Origin of the sequence: Spirillospora sp. NPDC000708, assembly GCF_040299565.1 — a bacterium.
In the GTDB taxonomy this organism is placed as follows: domain Bacteria; phylum Actinomycetota; class Actinomycetes; order Streptosporangiales; family Streptosporangiaceae; genus Spirillospora.
This window is the reverse complement of sequence record NZ_JBEPCJ010000112.1, coordinates 14,550-31,247: the sequence shown is the minus strand read 5'-3', so window position 1 is coordinate 31,247 and position 16,698 is coordinate 14,550. Positions and strand designations below refer to the sequence as shown.

Sequence of the window (16,698 nt, the reverse complement as noted above, 5' to 3'; positions counted from 1 at the left end):
GTGCGGCGCTCCGGTGGGCGCCCGCACGGCGGGGCGGAGTCCGCGGTGTCCGGGTCAGGTGATGGCGCCCGCGGCCTTGAGGGCGATGATGCGGTCCCAGTCGAGGCCGAGCTCGGTGAGGATCTCCTCGGTCTGGGCGGCGAACTCGGGCGCCGGGCCGACCGCGGGCGCGGCGACGTCGAACTGCACCGGGCTCGCGACCAGCTCCAGGTCGCCGGCCTTGACGATGTACTCGTTCGCGCGGGCCTGCGGGTCGTTCCCGGCCTGCAGCGAGTCCTGCACCGGCGCCCACGGCCCGGCGAGGGTGGCGAAGCGCTCGGTCCACTCCGCCAGGGTCCGCGCGGCGATGGCCCCCCGCAGGATCGCGACGGCCTCCGCGGTGTTGGCGGCGATCCGCTCGGCGTCGGCGAAGCGGGGGTCGGCGGCCAGCTCCGGCCGGTCGATGTGGCGGCACACGTCCGCCCAGAACTTCCCGGGCTGGAGCATGACGAAGGCCAGGTAGCGGCCGTCGGACGTGGCGTACAGGCCGGACAGCGGGTTCGTCGGCGACCCGTGCGCCCCCGCCGGGGCCGCGACCAGCGGCTCGCCGACGTGCATCGACAGCGCGATGCCGTGGCCCATCGCCCACAGGCCGCTGCCGAACAGCGACACGTCGACGACCGACGGCTCGCCGGTGCGCTCGCGCCGGAACAGCGCGGCCGCGATGCCGCCGGCGAGGTTCGTGCCGGAGACCGTGTCGCCGTAGGCGGGGCCCGGCGGGCTGATCATCCCCTCGGTCCCGGACGGGGTGAGGCTGGCGGCGGTCCCGCCGCGGGCCCAGAACGCCGTCATGTCGTAGCCGCCCTTGTCGGCCTCCCGGCCGCGCGGGCCGAGGGCGCTGCCCCGGGCGTAGACGATCTCGGGGTTGACCGCGCGGACGTCGTCGACGTCGATGCCGAACTTGCGCCTGGCCCCCGGCAGGAAGCTGGTCAGGAACACGTCGGAGCGGCGGATCAGCGCCTCTAGCACCTCCTTGCCCTCGGGCACCGACAGGTCGAGCCCGAGGGAGCGCTTGCCGCGGTTGGCGTGCTCGATGTTGGGGTTCGGGTCGCCCTCGACGCGGAGCGTGCCGACCTGGCGGAGCCCGCGCTGCGGGTCGCCGGTGACGGCGTGCTCGACCTTGACCACGTCGGCGCCCCAGTCGGCCAGCACCCCGCCGGCCGACGGGACGAACCCGTACATGGCGACCTCCAGGACCCGGACGCCCTCCAGCGGCTTCATGCGGCCACCGCCGCGACGATCTCGGTCCCCATGCGCTCCTCCAAGCCCGTGCCGCTCATGTGGATGGAAGTTACATTCTCAAAAAAAGCAAATCAAGGTACAAGATCAGAGACTCAAGCTTCCGGTGCGGCTCCGCCCGGGCCCGGGACTTCCGGGAGGCTCGCTGTTGAGAGTACTGTTCTCACATCTGGAATGATGGTTCTCACGGAGGACGGCACCCATGGGACGTGTTGACGGGAAGGTCGCGTTCATCACGGGCGCGGCCCGGGGCCAGGGCCGCAGCCACGCGGTGCGGCTGGCCGAGGAGGGCGCCGACATCATCGCGGTCGACCTGTGCCAGGACTACGAGACGGTCGGCTACCCCCTCGCCCGGCCCGACGACCTCAAGGAGACCGTCCGGCTCGTCGAGGAGCTGGGGCGGCGCATCGTGGCGGTCCAGGCGGACGTCCGCGAGGCCGCGCAGCTGCGAAACGCGGTCGAGCGGGGCATGGCCGAGCTCGGCCGGCTCGACATCGTCGTGGCGCAGGCCGGCATCGCCGGGATGAAGGGGCAGCCGCCGCTGCGGGCGTGGAGCGACGTCGTCGACACCAACCTGGTCGGCACGATCAACGCGGTGCAGGCCGCGCTGCCGCACCTGCCCGAGGGCGGCTCGATCATCGCGACCGGCTCCACCGCGGCGCTCATGGTCATCGGCACCATCGACGACCCCGGCAAGGACCCGGGCGGCCACGCCTACATGTACGCGAAGCAGGCGCTGTCGCAGTACATCCACGAGCTGGCCCGGAACGTCGCCCGGCTGCGGATCCGCGCCAACGTCGTGCACCCGACCAACTGCAACACCGACATGCTCCACAGCGAGCCGATGTACCGGTCGTTCCGGCCGGACCTCGAGCACCCGACCCGCGCGGACGCCGAGCCCGCGTTCGGCGTGCAGCAGGCGATGCCGGTCCCCTACGTCGAGCCGAGGGACATCAGCGACATGGTGCTGTTCCTCGCCTCGGACGAGTCGCGCTACGTCACCGGCATGCAGATGCGGGTGGACGCCGGCGGCTACCTCAAGTGGCACGACTACAAGGTCTGAGACTCCCGGGAGGGGACATCGTGAAGGTGAAGGTCGATCCCGAGCGCTGCCAGGGCCACACGCTGTGCGCGATGCGGGCGCCGGAGGTCTTCGAGCTCGACGACGTCGACGGGCACTCCTCGCCGGTCAGCGAGGACGTCCCGGCCGGGCAGGAGGCGGCGGTCCAGGAGGCCGTCCGGTCGTGCCCGGAACGCGCGATCTCGGTCTCGTGAGCGGTAAGGAGGCGATGTGACCGACCCCTCGGGGCGCGCCCTGCCGGAGATCACCGAGCTGGACGCGTTCTTCTGGACGTCCGGGGCCGACGGGCGGCTGCGGTTCCAGGAGTGCGCGTCCTGCGCCACCCTGATCCACCCGCCGCAGCCGGTCTGCCGGCACTGCCGGGGCACCACCATGGCCGAGCGGGCCGTGTCCGGGTTCGCGACGCTCATCGGGTTCACCGTCAGCCACCGGTTCCGCGTGCCGGGGCTGCCCGCCCCCTACGTCGTGGCGCAGGTCGCGATCGAGGAGGATCCCCGGGTCCGGCTCACCACCAACGTCATCGGATGCGATCCCGGCGACCTGCGCCTCGGCATGCGCATGGAGGTGGTCTTCGAGAACGTCGAGGACGTGTGGCTGCCGCTGTTCCGTCCGGCCGCTGAGCAGGGGGAGCCGGCGCCGCTCCCCCACGACGAGATCGAGCCCGAGCAGATGCCGCGGCACGTCCGGCCGATGCCGGTCACCGAGAAGTTCGAGGACAAGGTCGCGATCAGCGGCATCGGGGCGTCGCGGATCGGGCGCCGCCTGATGGTCCCGCCGCTGTCGCTCACGGTGGCGGCGTGCCAGGAGGCGGTCGCGGACGCCGGCCTGGACCTCGCCGACATCGACGGGCTGGCGACCTACCCGGGCGCCGGCGCGTTCGGCGGGTTCGCCGAAGGCGGCGTCACCGCGCTGGAGTCGGCGCTCGGCATCCGCCCGACCTGGTACAACGGCGGCGCCGAGACGTTCGGCCCGGGCGGTTCGCTGATCGCGGCGATGCTGGCGGTCGCGGGCGGGCTGGCCCGGCACGTGCTGTGCTTCCGGACCCTCTGGGAGGCCACCCACACCGAGCTGATGCGGCAGGGCAGGATCGGCGCCGGCGGCGGCGGGCGGGTCGGCGGCGGCGGCGCCTGGATCCGGCCGTTCGGCGCGGTGTCGGCGGCGCACACGCTGGCGCAGAACGCGCAGCGCCACTTCCACCGCTACGGGACGACGCGCGAGACGCTCGGCTGGATCGCGCTGAACCAGCGCGCGAATGCCGCGCTCAACCCGTCCGCCGTCTACCGCGACCCGATGACCATGGAGGACTACCTCCAGGCGCGGCCGATCACGACGCCGTTCGGGCTGTACGACTGCGACGTGCCCTGCGACGGCGCGATCGCCGTCATCGTGTCGGCGGTGGACGCGGCGCGCGACCTGGCGAAGCCGCCCGTCCTCGTGGAGGCGGTCGGCACCCAGATCGTCGAGCGCCTGGAGTGGGACCAGAGCACCCTGACGCACGAGCCGCAGGTCCTCGGGCAGGCCGCGCACCTGTGGACCCGCACGTCGCTGCGGCCCTCCGACGTGGACGTGGCGCTGCTCTACGACGGCTTCACCATCAACTGCCTGTCCTGGATCGAGGCGCTCGGCGTCTGCGGCATCGGCGAGGCGAAGGACTTCCTCGACGGCGGCAAGAACATCGCGCGCGACGGCGTCTTGCCCCTCAACACCCACGGAGGGCAGCTCTCCCACGGGCGCACCCACGGGATGGGACTGATGCACGAGGCGATCGTCCAGCTGCGCGGCGAAGGCGGCGAACGGCAGGTGGCGGACGCCGGAGTGGCAGTGGTGAGCAGCGGGGGCCTCACCCCCAGCGGGGTCATCCTGTTGCGATCCGACACGTGAGCCCGCCGGACGCCGGACCGTCCCGGCGGGTGGCGGACGTCGGCGGCGTCCCGATGTCGGCGCTGGTCGCTGAGGCGCCGCGGCCCAGGGCCGTCGTGGTCGCCCTGCACGGCGGCGCGACGACCGCAGCGTACTTCGACGCGCCGAACCGGCCCCGGCTCTCGCTGCTGCGGACCGGTTCGGCGCTCGGCTTCACCGTTATCGCTCTGGACCGTCCCGGCTATGGCGCTTCGGCGGCGCGTCCGGACCGGACGGCGACCGCCGAAGCGCGGGTCGACCTGGCGTACGGCGCGATCGACGGGCTGCTGGCGTCGCGTCCTCGCGGCGCGGGCGTGTTCCTGGTGGCCCATTCGCTGGGCTGCGAGCTGGCCGTGCGGATGGCGGCCTCCGGGCGCGGCGGCGAGCTGCTGGGCCTGGAGATCTCCGGGACCGGACGGCACTACCAGCCGCCGGCGGCGGAACTGCTGGGGAGCCGGCTCCGGGGCGGTCTCCCGCCGGCGCCGCTCGCGGGCACGGTACGCGACCTCGTGTGGGGCGGCGCCCACCTCTACCCGGAGGGCATCGCCGGGGAAGCGGGGATCCTCGTTTCCGGTGCCGCCTACGAGGGCGCCGTCGTCCGGGCCTGGCCGCGCGACTTCCCGTCCGTGGCCGCCGGGGTGCGCGTCCCGGTGCACTACACCGTCGCCGAGCACGAGGGCGTGTGGCGGGCGGGCCGCGCGGGCCTGGCGGACGTCGCCGCGATGTTCACCGCGGCGCCGCGCGTCGAGACCGCGGAGCAAGCGGGCGGGCACAACCTGAGCCTGGGGCTGTCGGCCAGGGCGTACCACCTGAGGGTCCTGGCGTTCGCGGAGGAGTGCGCGCTGGCCCGCGAGCGTCAGTCGGCGGGATCCGCGGCGGGGGACGCGGCCGCGGAGCCGGCGATCCCGCCGTAGCAGAACTCCCAGATCTCCGCGGAGGTGAAGGGCACGGCGTGGCCGCCGGCCGGCACGCCGTTGCCCTGCGCGGCGAACATGATCGTCTGCATCACCAGGGAGGCCCGCCGCCGCGGCCGCCCGGCGGGGATCGCGCCGCTCGCCGCGGCCTGCTCGATCAGCTCGGTGAACACCGCGAGGAGGGGGAGGTGGGCCGCCGCCACCTGCGTGGGATGCCGGACGAGCAGCTGCTGCGCGAAGTCGCTGAACAGCGGGCGCTCCACCTGGTGCCTCGGGCGCGACTGCTCGTACAGCAGCTCGACGGCGCCGCGGAGCCGGCGCAGCGGGTCGTCCTCGGCGAGGGCGGCGTCGCGGATCTCCAGCGCGCCCCTGGCGAGCGCGTCCTCGAACAGCGCCAGCAGCAGCTCGTGCTTGCCGTCGAAGTGCTGGTAGAAGCTGCGCAGCGACTGCTGGGACCGTTCGACGATCTCCTGGACGGTGAAGTCCGTCGTCCCCTTCTCGGCGATGAGGTCCTGGGCCGAGTCCAGGAAGCGCTGCACGCGCTGCTCGGCGCGGAGCTTGGCGGCCCGGGTGGACCGCTCGACGGCCCGCCGGCGCCAGGCCGGCTCTTCGGAGACTTCGGTCACCCGCAGAACGATACTCTTCAATCTGGATAAAGCCATACCTGTTCACTCTCGCGATCCTCTCGCTATCGAGACTTTTACTTTCGATTCTTGAGAATGCTATTCTCCCGCTATGCACCACCTGGGCCTGCAGGCGGAACGGCGTCCCGACGCGATCGCGGTCATCGAGAGCGACGGCGCGACCGTGACCTACGGCGAGCTCGACGCCCGCTCGCGGCACCTGGCCGCGGCGCTCGGGATGAGCCCCGGGGAGCGCATCGCCATCCAGATGCCCAACGGGGCCGCCCTGCTGGCGGTCGCCTGGGCGGCGCAGCGCTCGGGGCTCTACTACACGCCCGTCAACACGCACCTGCGGCCGTCGGAGATCGAGGAGATGACCGACGGCAAGCTGCTCGTCACAGAGGACGTCTACGAGCGGCTGCTCGCCCAGGATGTCGACGGCACCGCGCTCCGCGAGTGCGAGGGACGCGAGCTGCTGTTCTCCGGCGGCACGACCGGCCGCCCGAAGGCGATCCGCAAGCAGCTCACCGCGGGCCCCATGGGCGACCCGTCCGCCGAGTGCGTCAAGATCGCGCTCGGGCTCGAGCGGTACGGGATCGGCCCCGGCAGCGTCTACCTGTCCCCCGCACCGCTCTACCACGCCGCCCCGCTCGTCTACTGCATGTCGCTGCTGCGGCTCGGCGCCACCCTCGTCGTCATGGACCGGTTCGACGCCGCCCGGGCGCTCGAGCTGATCGAACGCCACCGGGTCACGCACGCCCAGTTCGTCCCGACGATGTTCGTCCGCATGCTGAAGCTGCCCGCCGAGCTGCGCGACCGCGACCTGAGCAGCCTCGAACTCGTCTTCCACAGCGCCGCCCCGTGCCCGGTCGAGGTCAAGCGGCGGATGCTCGACTGGTTCGGCCCGATCATCCACGAGTACTACTCCGGCACCGAGGGCTACGGGCACGTCGCCATCGGGCCGGAGGAGTGGCTCGCGCACCCCGGCTCGGTCGGCAAGGCGGGCGACGACGTCAGCATCCGCGACGGCGTCGTCTACTTCGGCGAGCGCACCCTCGGCGACGTCGGCCGCCTCGACGAGGACGGCTACCTGTACCTGACCGACCGGGTCGCCCACATGATCGTCTCCGGCGGGGTCAACATCTACCCGCAGGAGGCCGAGAACGTCCTCGTCATGCACCCCGCCGTGGCGGACGTCGCGGTGATCGGCGTCCCGGACCCGGAGATGGGCGAGCGGGTGCTGGCGGTCGTCCAGCCCGCGGACGAGCGGCCCCGCGACGAACTGAAGGACGAACTGCTCGCCTACTGCAGGGACCGCCTCGCCCACTACAAGTGCCCGCGCGACGTCGACTTCGCCGCCTCCCTGCCGCGGGACCCCAGCGGGAAGCTCCGCAAGGGGCTGCTCCGGGAGACGTACTGGGAGAACCACGAAACGAGGATCGTCTGAATGGCATGGGAGTTTCGCACCGAGCCCGAGTTCGAGAAGAAGCTGGACTGGATCAGGCGGTTCCGTGAGGAGTGCATCGAGCCGCTGGACATCCTGCATCCGGGACGGGCCTTCCACCCCCTGGACGACGAGCTGGGCCCCGTCGTCCGCGGGCTGAAGCGGCAGGTGCGCGATCAGGGCCTGTGGGCACCGCACCTCGGGCCTGAGCTCGGCGGGCGCGGGTTCGGCCAGCTCAAGCTGGCGCTCATCAACGAGATCCTCGGCTCGTCCGGCTGGGCGCCCGTCGTGTTCGGCACCGCGGCGCCGGACACCGGCAACGCCGAGATCATCGCCCGCTACGGCACCGAGGAGCAGAAGGAGCGCTACCTCCAGCCGCTGCTGGAGGGCGAGTGCTTCTCCTGCTTCTCGATGACCGAACCGCACGCCGGCTCCGACCCGACGATGTTCACGACCCGGGCGGTGCGCAACGGGGACGACTGGGTCATCACAGGCCGCAAGTTCTTCTCCTCCAACGCCCGCACCTCCGGCTTCGTCATCGTGATGGCGGTGACGGACCCGGACGTGAACCCGTACAAGGGCATGTCGATGTTCCTGGTGCCGAGCGACACCCCGGGCGTCCGGGTGGAGCGGCACGTCGGGACGCTGGGCGAGGGCACCGACGAGGGCATGCACGCCCTCATCCACTACGACGGCGTCCGCGTGCCCGGCGACGCGCTGCTCGGCGGCGAGGGCCAGGCGTTCGCGATCGCCCAGACCCGGCTCGGCGGCGGCCGCGTCCACCACGCGATGCGGGTCGTCGGCCAGTGCCAGAAGGCGCTCGACATGATGGCCGAGCGCGCCCTCTCGCGGGAGACGCAGGGGAGCCGGCTGGCGGACAAGCAGCTCGTTCAGGCCGACCTCGCCGAGTCCTACGCGCAGCTGACCCAGTTCCGGCTGTTCGTGCTGTACACGGCCTGGCAGATCGACGAGTACCAGGACTACAAGCGGATCCGGAAGGACATCGCGGCGATCAAGTTCCTGACGCCGAAGGTCCTGCACGACGTCGTCTACCGGTCGATGCACCTGCACGGCGCCCTCGGCGTCTCCAACGAGATGCCGTTCGCGGACATGTGGAACGGCGCGGCGGTGATGGCGGTCGTCGACGGCCCGACCGAGGTCCACAAGATCACGGTGGCGCGGGAGGTGCTGCGCGGCCGCGAGCCGGCCCCCGGCCTGTGGCCCACCCAGCACCTGCCCGCCCGGCGCGAGTGGGCCCGCGAGCGGTTGGAGGACCTGTGCCGGAACCAGTGAACGGCCCGAAGGCGGCCCGCCGCGGCGGCGCGGTCCGGCGAACGGCGGCCCGGGCGGCGGACCTCGCCGCCGCGGCACGGCTCTGAGGAGCGAAGGCGCATGGATTTCGAGTTCGACGAGGACCAGCGGCTGCTGCGGGAGATGGTCCGCGAGACGGTGGAGCGGTCGCGGTCGCTGCCGCCCGAGCAGCTCTGGAAGACCTACCTGGACCTCGGCTGGCTGGAGACGCCGCCGGTCGAGCTGGCGATCGTGCTGGACGAGCTCGGCTACGTCGCCGACCCGACGCCCTTCCTCGCCACGGCGACCTGGTTCACGCCGCTCGCCGGGCGCCTGCCCGCGGGGTCGGGGACGGGGGTCTGCGACGGCACCGGACGGTTCGTCCTGGACGCCGGCCGCGCCGACGAGGTCGCGCTGCTGACCGGGTCCGGGGTGGTCGTGGTGAGCGGCGCGGAGGTCGCCGCCGAACCCGTGGCCGTCTTCGACCCGACGCTGCACGTGGCGCACGTCGAGGCCGCGGACCTCGTCGCGGGGATCCCCGACCTGACCCTCATGGGGCTGGCGATCACCGCGGTGGGCGCCTGCCGGCGCATCCTGGACCTGGCGGTCGCGCACGTGAAGCGGCGCGAGCAGTTCGGCGTGCCGATCGGCTCCTTCCAGGCCGTCAAGCACAAGGCGGCCGACATGCACGTGGCGATCGAGCGGGCCAGGGCGCTGGCGTACTACTCGGCGCTGACCATCGCCGAGGACGATCCGCGCCGCCGCGAGGCCGCGCTGATGGCCAAGGCGTCCGCCGGGGAGTGCCAGCGGGTCGTGTTCAAGCACGGCTACCAGCTGTTCGGCGCCATGGGCTACACCTGGGAGAACGACCTGCAGATCTACCTCAAGCGGGCCAAGGCGTGCGACCTGCTGCTCGGCACGGCGTCCGTGCACCGCAGGGCGCTGCTGGAGGAGCACGCGCGGAAGGGCGCCGCCCGATGAAGCTCACCCCCGACCCCGAGATCGAGGAGTTCCGCGCGGAATTCGCCGCGTTCCTCGACGCGAACCTGCCCTCCGCGGAGGAGGCCTTCCCGCGCCCGAAGTCCAGCGCGGACATCCCCGAGTGGGCGCGGCGGTGGCAGCGCAAGCTGTTCGACGCGGGCTGGCTGCTGCCGGGCAACCCGCCCGAGTTCGGCGGGCGGAACGCGACGCTGCCGCAGCAGCTCGCCCACCTGGAGGAGCTGTCGCGGCGGCGGATCTACCACAGCTTCAACCCGCAGGGCCTCGGCATCGTCGCGGCGTCGCTGCTGACCTTCGGCACCGAGGAGCAGAAGCGGCGGTGGGCCGCGCCGATCCTGCGCGCCGAGATCACCGCGGCCCTCGGGATGAGCGAGCCCGGCGCCGGCTCCGACCTCGCCGGGCTGCGCACCCGCGCCGTCCTCGACGGCGACGAGTTCGTGGTGAACGGGCAGAAGGTGTGGACGTCGGGCGCGCACGACGCCGACATCCTGCTGACGTTCGTGCGCACCGACCCGGACGCCCCCAAGCACAAGGGCATCAGCGTACTGGTGATCCCGACCGACAGCGAGGGGCTGGTCCGGCGCCCGTTCGGGTCGATCGCCGCGCCCGACGACTACGACTTCAACGAGGTCTTCTTCACCGACGTCCGGGTGCCGCGCGAGAACCTCGTCGGCCCGCTGCACGGCGGCTGGGGCGTGGCGCACGGCTCGCTCGGGCACGAGCGGACGCTGCTGTGGCTGAGCTACGCCGACTGGATGAGCTACCTGATCGAGGACTCCCCCAGCACCGAGGAGTGGTACGCCACGCTGCTCATGGACCTGCAGGCGATCCGGCTGCTCGGCTACCGGCAGCTCGCCGGCGGCCGCGACCCCGCCGAGCGCTCGGTGCTGAAGCTGTTCGGCTCGGAGGCCGTGCAGGAGGCGTCGCTGCACGCGCTGGAGGAGCACGGGCCCGACTCGCTCGTCCACCCCACGCTGACCGCGCCGTACAACCACATGGACCTCGCCGACCACTACGCGAGCTGGTTCGAGCGGTACGCGCGCAGCTTCGGCGGGACGATCGCGGGCGGCACCTCGGAGATCCAGCGCAACATCATCGCCGAGCGCATCCTCGGGCTGCCCCGGGCTGACCCCGCCCCGGCGCGGCGGCACCGAAAGACCGCATAGGAACTCAGTGAGGAGGACGGATGAGCGCATCCGACCTGCGCGTCGGCTTCATCGGGCTCGGCAGCCAGGGCGGGCCGATGGCCCGCCGGATCGTCGACGCGGGCCATCCGACCACGCTGTGGGCGCGGCGCGCGGCCACGCTCGAGTCGTTCGCCGGCACGGGCGCGTCCGTGGCGGCGTCCCCGGCGGAGCTGGCGCGGGCGAGCGACCTCGTCTGCGTCTGCGTCGTCGACGACGCGGGGGTCGAGGAGGTGCTGACCGCGGACGACGGCGTGCTCGCCGGCCTCGGGGAGGGCGGGGTGATCGCGGTGCACAGCACCGTCCATCCCGACACCTGCCGGCGGCTCGCGGCCGAGGCCGCCGGCCGGGGCGTGCGCCTGGTCGACGCGCCGGTGAGCGGCGGCGGGCCGGCGGCGGAAGCGGGGCGCCTGCTGGTGATGGCGGGCGGCGAGCAGAAGGACGTCGACCTGTGCCGCCCGGTGTTCGCGTCCTACGGGGACCCGATCGTCCACATGGGGCCGGTCGGGTCCGGGCAGGTCACGAAGCTGCTGAACAACCTGCTGTTCGCCGCCAACCTCGCGACCGCGTCGACCGCTCTCGGCCTCGGCTCCGCCCTGGACGTCGATCCGGTCCGGCTCGCCGAGGTGATCTCGCACGGCAGCGGGGCGAGCTTCGCCCTGGACCGGGTCGCCTCGGGCGGCGGGTCGCTCGACCGCATCGCGGCCCACGCCGGCGGGCTGCTCCGCAAGGACGTCGGCCTGGTCGCGGACATCGCCGCTGCGGCGGGCGCGGAGCCCGGCGCCGTCCTGCGGGCCGCCGACGCGGCCCTCGCCGCGATGAAGCACCCCAGGTGACGGGACCGCCCCCCAGAGAGGAACGATCGGATGGACCAGATCCTGTACGACGTGAAGGACCGCGTCGCGGTCATCACGCTGAACCGGCCCGAGGCCGCCAACGCGCAGACCATGGAACTGCTCGACGCCCTCGACGCCGCCTGGAGCCGCGCCGCCGGCGACGACGACGTCCGGGTCATCGTGCTGAAGGCCAACGGCAGGCACTTCTCGTCCGGCCACGACATCAAGGGCGGCGGCCCCGTCCCGGACAAGATCACCCTGGAGCACATCTACGGGATCGAGGCGCGCCGGTACCTGGAGTACACGCTGCGGTGGCGCAACGTCCCGAAGCCGTCGATCGCGGCGGTCCAGGGCAAGTGCATCGCGGGCGGCCTCATGCTCTGCTGGCCGTGCGACCTGATCGTGGCGGCCGAGAACGCGCAGTTCTCCGACCCCGTGGTGCACATGGGCATCGGCGGCGTGGAGTACCACGGCCACACCTGGGAGCTCGGCCCGCGCAAGGCGAAGGAGATCCTGTTCACCGGCCGTCCCGTCACCGCGGAGGAGGCGGAGAAGGTCGGCATGGTGAACCGGGTCGTCCCGCTGGACGACCTGGAGACGACCGCGATGGAGCTGGCCGGTCAGATTTCGCAGATGCATCCGTTCGCTTTGCGGCAGGCCAAGCGCGCCGTCAACCAGACCCTCGACGTGCAGGGCTTCTACGCGGCGATCCAGGCGGTCTTCGACGTCCACCAGACCGGGCACGGCAACGCCCTCAGCGACGGCGGGTTCCCCGTCCTCATGCGGCTCGACGGGATGAAGGACAAGCTCAAGAGCCGGTAGCGGCGCGCGGCGGCCGGGGACGTCAGCGGTCCCCGGCGCGCCCGCCGCCGGAGGCCCCGGCGGTGCCGAACGTCCGTGCGGTGGCAATGCCGGTGAGGCGGTCGCCGTTGCCGGAGTCGCGCAGCTCGACCTGCGCGAGGCCGTCCCGCATCCGGGCGGTGGCGACGACGGGCCCTGTCCGCGCGGGCTGGAGGTAGCGCAGGCCGAGCGAGCACAGGGCGTCGCCCGGCGCCAGAGACAGGGCCGCCTCTTCCGCGACCAGCGCGATGAGCCCGCCGTTGATGGTCCCGGAGATGTTGAGACCGTCGTCCGAGCGCGGCAGGACGGCCCGGCCGGGCTCGCGGCGCTCGCAGCCCGCGCGTTCGGCGAGCGGCCTGGACAGCCGTTTCCGCAGGCGGGGGAGCTCGATGTCGAACGCGGGCGGGAGCGTGATGCCGGGATCGGGCGCCGTCATGAACGAGGCGTGCGCCATCGCCAGCGGCTCCCCGCCGGCCGTCGTGAACCCGACGCTCGCCACGAACACCGACCGGCCGGCCTTCACCACCCTGGCGGTCGCGTCGACGGTCCCGCTCGCGGGAGCCGGGCCGTACAGCTGGACGTCGAGTTCCAGGGTCACCGGCACGCGGGGCGCCGTGGCCTGGGTGGCCAGCAGGCCGGTGAGCGTGTCGGCCCAGGCGGCCAGCACGGACGTCCGGAGGCGGCCGGCGCCCGGGACGTGCATCGCGGCGGTGACCGAGGCCGTGCCGCGCAGGTCGTCGCCGTCCCGCCGGGTGGCGAGGCCCAGTTCGGCGAGCAGGTCCCGGGCGGGCCCTCGGCGGGCACCGGCGGCGGGCCCGGAGGTGCGGGTTCGGTGCGATGGGGTCATGAGAGCGCCGGAAGGACCTCCTCGGCGAACAGCCGGACCGTCTCCGGAGCGCCGAAGTCGTGGAACTGGCAGATGAAGAGTTCGGCGCCGGCTTCGCGTTCGCGAGACAGCGCCTCCGCGACCTCGTCGGGGGTACCGGCGATGACCCCGCCCCACGCGCCGAAGCGGCGGTGGACGGTCGCGACGACCTCTTCCCGCGTCGCCGAGGACGCCGCGAGGCCGATGGGGTGCTGCACGGAGACCCGCGCCGCGCCCGCCGACGGGCGGAGTTCGGCGAGCCGGTCCGTCGCGCCCGCCGGGCAGTTCCACCAGTCGGCGCGTCCGGCGACGAGGGGCATCGTGAACCGGGAGCCGGAGCCGCCGATGTGGATCGGCACGCTCCCCGCGACGGGGCGGGGGCGGCAGACGGCGTCCCGGAGCGTCCAGTGGACGCCGTCGAAGTCGACCGGTTCGCCGCTCCACAGCAGGCGGAGGAGGTCGATGGTCTCGGCGAGCCGGCCGGCCCGCGCCGCCGGGCCGGGGTCGGTGAACCCGTAGTCGGTGAGCTCCCGGGCGACCGACCCCCAGCCCAGGCCGAGTTCCAGCCGCCCGCCGGAGATCACGTCGAGGCTCGCCGCCATCTTCGCCAGCACCGCCGGATGGCGGAACTCCGCGCACAGGACGAGGTGCCCGACGTGCAGCCGCTCGGTGCGCATGGCCAGCGCCGTGGCGACGGTCCAGGCATCGAGCATGTCGAGCCCGCGGTCGCCGGGAGGCGCGAGGTGGTCGATGAACCAGGCCGAGTGGAAGCCCGCCTCCTCCGCCGCCCGCGCGCGGCGCTCGATGGCGGCGAAGTCCATCCTGATCTGCGGGAGGTAGAGGCCGGCGAGGGCGCGGCCGGTCGTCGCGGCGGTTCCCGCCCGCCCGGTCACACCGGGATGAGGCGGGAGAGGTTCCCGCCCATGATCTTCGCCTGGGCGTCGCCGGGCAGGGCGGCCAGGTCGTCGACGTAGGTGATCGGGTCGGCCTTGCCCTCGGGGTGCGGGAAGTCCGACCCGAACAGCACCCGGTCGATGCCGAGGACGCCGGCCAGCGCGGCCATGTCGTCCTCGATGAACGGGCTCACATGGATCAGCCGGCGCATCTGCTCGACCGGGTCCTCGCCGAAGCCCTGCGGCATCTTCTTGTAGGTGACCGCGAGCTTCTCCAGCAGCGGCGCCACCCACGACGACCCGGTCTCGATCGTGGCGATCTTCAGGTCGGGGAAGCGGGTCAGGCAGCCGTGGCAGATCAGCGACGCCACGGTGTCCTCGATGGCCCGCCACTGCCCGATCTCGCGGAACGGCTGCAGCGTGAACGGCAGGTACTCGCGCTGCCTGCCCTCCCAGTCGGCGGCGTACCGCTGGTAGCCGCTGTCGGAGGAGTGGAACGCCACCAGCGTGCCGCTCTCCTGGACCAGCCTCCAGAACGGGTCGAACTCCGGCAGCGCGATGGAGCGGGGGCCGCGGACGCCGTGCGCGGGCGCCGGGCGGACCAGCACGACGCGCGCGCCGCGCTCCAGGCACCACTCCAGCTCCCGGACCGCCTCCTCGACGATCGGCAGCGTGATCACCGGGGCGGTGAAGATCCGGTCCCGGTAGTTGAACGACCACACCTCGTCCAGCCAGCGGTTCAGCGCGTGGACGGCCGCGTGGGTCAGCTCGGGGTCGTCCCGCATCCGCTCCTCGAGCAGGCTCGCCAGCGTCGGGAACATCAGCGAGCGCTGGACGCCCTGCACGTCCATCAGCTCCAGCCGCGGGCCCGGCTCACGGAACGCCGGGATCGACTCGATCGGCCGGCCGACGATCTCCCGGTACGACCTGCCCTCGGGGTTCCCGTGCTTGAAGTAGTCCTCCTGCGCGCCGGGGCGGGCGACCTTCTCGAACGTCGGGTTGGGGATGTACTCGCTGATCCGGCCCTGGATCGCGATCTTCGTCCGGCCCCGCACCCGGACGTACTCGATGGCGCCCCGGTACTCCTCCGGGAGGTACCGGGTGAAGGCGTCCTCGGTCTCGTACAGGTGGTTGTCCGCGTCGAACAGCGGATACGGCAGCGCGCGTGACGGCATGGAAGTCACCTCTCGGGTTCCCTCGGCGGGTAGCAGCTTATATCGACGTCGATGTCAAAATCAATGCGATGGGGGGCCGTCACAGCACCGTGGCGGGGTCCGGCGAAGACCGCCGGGCGAAGGGCCGGATCATCCCCTGCACGGAGTAGGAGGCGACCAGGCGACCGTCCTCGGCGTGGACGCGGCCCTCGCTCTGCGCGGTTCCGCGGCCCGTATAGACGACCCGGGTGGCGTACAGCAGCCACTGCGTGACGTCGACGTCGTCGTGGTAGGCGATCGTCGCCTGGGAGATGCCGGTGGAGATCGTCTGGTGCGCCATGGCCTCGCTGTAGCCGGCGTGCGGGCGCAGCGCCGCGGCGATCGTCCAGTGCGTGACCGACTGCGTCATCAGGGCGGCATGCAGGTACGCGGCCGGCGGCGCGTCGGCGAAGCGCGTCCACACGTACAGCTCGGGCGGCCCGACGCGCCGCGGGTCCAGGTCGTAGGCGTCGTCGACGATGCGGATCTCGCGGCCGCCCACGTCCATGCCGGGCCGCTCGAAGGGACGCGGCGGCAGACGCACGCCGGGCATCGGCGCGGCGGAGCCGAGGAAGTCGCCGCAGTCGGCTCCCATGAGGATCAGCCCGGCGCAGCGCGGGGAGCCGTCCTGGATGACCCGCGCCTGGACGGTGGAGTACGTCCGCCCGCTGTGCGGGACCTCCAGCTCGACCTCCAGCCCCGCGTCGTGGCGGGCGATCCGCGAGAAGACCATGGACGCGGACAGGACGCGCTGACCGGGGATCTCCTTCGACGCCGCGACGACGGCGTCCGCCAGGAGCTGCCCGGCCTCGACGACGTTGCGGGCACTGGTCCCATGGGCGGGTGCCGAGTACCGGCCGGGCCCGGCCGGCTGGACGTCCATCAGCCGGAGCAGCTCTTCCTGGTCCCAGCCTCTCTCCGCCTCAGCCATGGCGGCCGCCGCCGGGGTGAGGCGCGGAGGTGACGGGGGTGGCGGCGCCGATCCGGACGACGGCCGCGTCCTGGTAGAACGCGATGTGGTCGCGGAGGATCGCGACCTCGGTGTACGGCTCCGGGTACTCCCAGGCGATCGGGCCGTCACCGTCCCGCAGCCGCCAGTACCTCGCCCGCCCCTTGAACGGGCACCGCGACGTCTCCTCCGACGGCGCGAGGTGCTCGGTCCGCACGTCCGCCCGGGGGATGTAGATCACGAGCCCGTGGTCCTGCTCGTCGACGACGAGCGCGCGGGTCGTCTCGGCGAGGAGCACGCCCTCGTGGGTCACCTGGACGAGGTTGCGCTTGCGGCGCACGTCGACGCGGTAGTCCGGCCGGTCGGTGTAACCCGACGGCTGCATCGGGCTTCTCCTTCCTCGTAAGACG

General features: G+C 72.8%; 17 protein-coding genes. 10 read left to right on the top strand and 7 right to left on the bottom strand.

The annotated features are described in order from the left end of the window. Positions 1 to 54: 54 nt before the first annotated feature. The gene (locus ABT299_RS45980) at positions 55 to 1,260 is read right to left on the bottom strand and encodes a CaiB/BaiF CoA transferase family protein (RefSeq protein ID WP_500254671.1); all 1,206 of its coding nucleotides are present in this window, start codon (positions 1,258 to 1,260) and stop codon (positions 55 to 57) included. A 220-nt stretch (positions 1,261 to 1,480) separates the two neighbouring features. Here ABT299_RS45980 and ABT299_RS45975 point away from each other — a divergent pair, with 220 nt between their 5' ends. The 4 genes from ABT299_RS45975 to ABT299_RS45960 are packed head-to-tail and all read left to right on the top strand — an operon-like array spanning position 1,481 to position 5,172. Beyond that, positions 1,481 to 2,341 carry a mycofactocin-coupled SDR family oxidoreductase gene (locus ABT299_RS45975; RefSeq protein WP_500254670.1) on the top strand — a complete coding sequence of 287 codons (861 nt, stop codon included), beginning with the start codon at positions 1,481 to 1,483 and terminating at the stop codon, positions 2,339 to 2,341. Between the two features lie 20 nt (positions 2,342 to 2,361). Then, positions 2,362 to 2,553, top strand: coding sequence for a ferredoxin (locus tag ABT299_RS45970; protein ID WP_151540203.1), 192 nt, complete (start codon positions 2,362 to 2,364; stop codon positions 2,551 to 2,553). Between the two features lie 16 nt (positions 2,554 to 2,569). Then, positions 2,570 to 4,240 carry a thiolase C-terminal domain-containing protein gene (locus ABT299_RS45965; RefSeq protein WP_500254669.1) on the top strand — a complete coding sequence of 557 codons (1,671 nt, stop codon included), beginning with the start codon at positions 2,570 to 2,572 and terminating at the stop codon, positions 4,238 to 4,240. After that, positions 4,237 to 5,172 (top strand): alpha/beta fold hydrolase, encoded by a 936-nt coding sequence (locus tag ABT299_RS45960; protein ID WP_500254668.1) that lies wholly within the window; start codon positions 4,237 to 4,239, stop codon positions 5,170 to 5,172. The genes ABT299_RS45965 and ABT299_RS45960 overlap by 4 nt, the downstream gene beginning before the upstream one ends. Here ABT299_RS45960 and ABT299_RS45955 read toward each other — a convergent pair. Beyond that, positions 5,115 to 5,798: a TetR/AcrR family transcriptional regulator gene (locus tag ABT299_RS45955; RefSeq protein WP_360743859.1), complete on the bottom strand. Its 684-nt coding sequence runs from the start codon at positions 5,796 to 5,798 to the stop codon at positions 5,115 to 5,117. The two genes, ABT299_RS45960 and ABT299_RS45955, sit on opposite strands and share 58 nt — an antisense overlap. A gap of 109 nt (positions 5,799 to 5,907) precedes the next feature. On the opposite strand from ABT299_RS45955, the gene ABT299_RS45950 reads away from it, so the two are divergent. The 6 genes from ABT299_RS45950 (at position 5,908) to ABT299_RS45925 (ending at position 12,370) form a co-directional block, all read left to right on the top strand. Further along, the gene (locus ABT299_RS45950) at positions 5,908 to 7,242 is read left to right on the top strand and encodes an AMP-binding protein (protein WP_500254667.1); all 1,335 of its coding nucleotides are present in this window, start codon (positions 5,908 to 5,910) and stop codon (positions 7,240 to 7,242) included. Continuing rightward, positions 7,243 to 8,532: an acyl-CoA dehydrogenase family protein gene (locus tag ABT299_RS45945; protein WP_500254666.1), complete on the top strand. Its 1,290-nt coding sequence runs from the start codon at positions 7,243 to 7,245 to the stop codon at positions 8,530 to 8,532. Positions 8,533 to 8,631: 99 nt separating this feature from the next. Next, on the top strand, positions 8,632 to 9,510 hold the full coding sequence (locus ABT299_RS45940) for an acyl-CoA dehydrogenase family protein (RefSeq protein ID WP_500254665.1): 879 nt from the start codon (positions 8,632 to 8,634) through the stop codon (positions 9,508 to 9,510). After that, positions 9,507 to 10,694, top strand: a complete 1,188-nt coding sequence (locus tag ABT299_RS45935; protein ID WP_500254664.1) for an acyl-CoA dehydrogenase family protein — start codon at positions 9,507 to 9,509, stop codon at positions 10,692 to 10,694. The genes ABT299_RS45940 and ABT299_RS45935 overlap by 4 nt, the downstream gene beginning before the upstream one ends. A 20-nt stretch (positions 10,695 to 10,714) precedes the next feature. Beyond that, positions 10,715 to 11,548, top strand: coding sequence for an NAD(P)-dependent oxidoreductase (locus ABT299_RS45930; protein WP_500254663.1), 834 nt, complete (start codon positions 10,715 to 10,717; stop codon positions 11,546 to 11,548). A gap of 30 nt (positions 11,549 to 11,578) precedes the next feature. Continuing rightward, positions 11,579 to 12,370, top strand: a complete 792-nt coding sequence (locus ABT299_RS45925; protein WP_500254662.1) for an enoyl-CoA hydratase — start codon at positions 11,579 to 11,581, stop codon at positions 12,368 to 12,370. A gap of 22 nt (positions 12,371 to 12,392) precedes the next feature. On the opposite strand, the gene ABT299_RS45920 is transcribed toward ABT299_RS45925, so the two are convergent. The 5 genes from ABT299_RS45920 to ABT299_RS45900 form a co-directional block, all read right to left on the bottom strand. After that, entirely contained in the window at positions 12,393 to 13,235 is an 843-nt protein-coding gene (locus ABT299_RS45920; protein WP_500254661.1) for a PaaI family thioesterase, read from the bottom strand. Continuing rightward, positions 13,232 to 14,146 carry an LLM class flavin-dependent oxidoreductase gene (locus ABT299_RS45915; RefSeq protein WP_500254660.1) on the bottom strand — a complete coding sequence of 305 codons (915 nt, stop codon included), beginning with the start codon at positions 14,144 to 14,146 and terminating at the stop codon, positions 13,232 to 13,234. The genes ABT299_RS45920 and ABT299_RS45915 overlap by 4 nt, the downstream gene beginning before the upstream one ends. After that, positions 14,143 to 15,321 carry an amidohydrolase family protein gene (locus tag ABT299_RS45910; RefSeq protein ID WP_500254659.1) on the bottom strand — a complete coding sequence of 393 codons (1,179 nt, stop codon included), beginning with the start codon at positions 15,319 to 15,321 and terminating at the stop codon, positions 14,143 to 14,145. Before ABT299_RS45910 ends, ABT299_RS45915 begins: the two co-directional genes overlap by 4 nt. 79 nt (positions 15,322 to 15,400) lie before the next feature. Continuing rightward, the gene (locus tag ABT299_RS45905; RefSeq protein WP_500254658.1) at positions 15,401 to 16,270 is read right to left on the bottom strand and encodes an acyl-CoA thioesterase; all 870 of its coding nucleotides are present in this window, start codon (positions 16,268 to 16,270) and stop codon (positions 15,401 to 15,403) included. After that, positions 16,263 to 16,673 (bottom strand): DUF427 domain-containing protein, encoded by a 411-nt coding sequence (locus tag ABT299_RS45900; protein ID WP_500254657.1) that lies wholly within the window; start codon positions 16,671 to 16,673, stop codon positions 16,263 to 16,265. Before ABT299_RS45900 ends, ABT299_RS45905 begins: the two co-directional genes overlap by 8 nt. Positions 16,674 to 16,698: the final 25 nt, after the last annotated feature.

Coding starts and splice junctions, on each gene's coding strand:
- ABT299_RS45935 (WP_500254664.1), top strand. CDS start 9,507: ATGAAGCTCACCCCCGACCCCGAGATCGAGGAGTTCCGCGCGGAATTC.
- ABT299_RS45945 (WP_500254666.1), top strand. CDS start 7,243: ATGGCATGGGAGTTTCGCACCGAGCCCGAGTTCGAGAAGAAGCTGGAC.
- ABT299_RS45950 (WP_500254667.1), top strand. CDS start 5,908: ATGCACCACCTGGGCCTGCAGGCGGAACGGCGTCCCGACGCGATCGCG.
- ABT299_RS45910 (WP_500254659.1), bottom strand. CDS start 15,321: ATGCCGTCACGCGCGCTGCCGTATCCGCTGTTCGACGCGGACAACCAC.
- ABT299_RS45980 (WP_500254671.1), bottom strand. CDS start 1,260: ATGAAGCCGCTGGAGGGCGTCCGGGTCCTGGAGGTCGCCATGTACGGG.
- ABT299_RS45925 (WP_500254662.1), top strand. CDS start 11,579: ATGGACCAGATCCTGTACGACGTGAAGGACCGCGTCGCGGTCATCACG.
- ABT299_RS45905 (WP_500254658.1), bottom strand. CDS start 16,270: ATGGCTGAGGCGGAGAGAGGCTGGGACCAGGAAGAGCTGCTCCGGCTG.
- ABT299_RS45920 (WP_500254661.1), bottom strand. CDS start 13,235: ATGACCCCATCGCACCGAACCCGCACCTCCGGGCCCGCCGCCGGTGCC.
- ABT299_RS45930 (WP_500254663.1), top strand. CDS start 10,715: ATGAGCGCATCCGACCTGCGCGTCGGCTTCATCGGGCTCGGCAGCCAG.
- ABT299_RS45975 (WP_500254670.1), top strand. CDS start 1,481: ATGGGACGTGTTGACGGGAAGGTCGCGTTCATCACGGGCGCGGCCCGG.
- ABT299_RS45900 (WP_500254657.1), bottom strand. CDS start 16,673: ATGCAGCCGTCGGGTTACACCGACCGGCCGGACTACCGCGTCGACGTG.
- ABT299_RS45940 (WP_500254665.1), top strand. CDS start 8,632: ATGGATTTCGAGTTCGACGAGGACCAGCGGCTGCTGCGGGAGATGGTC.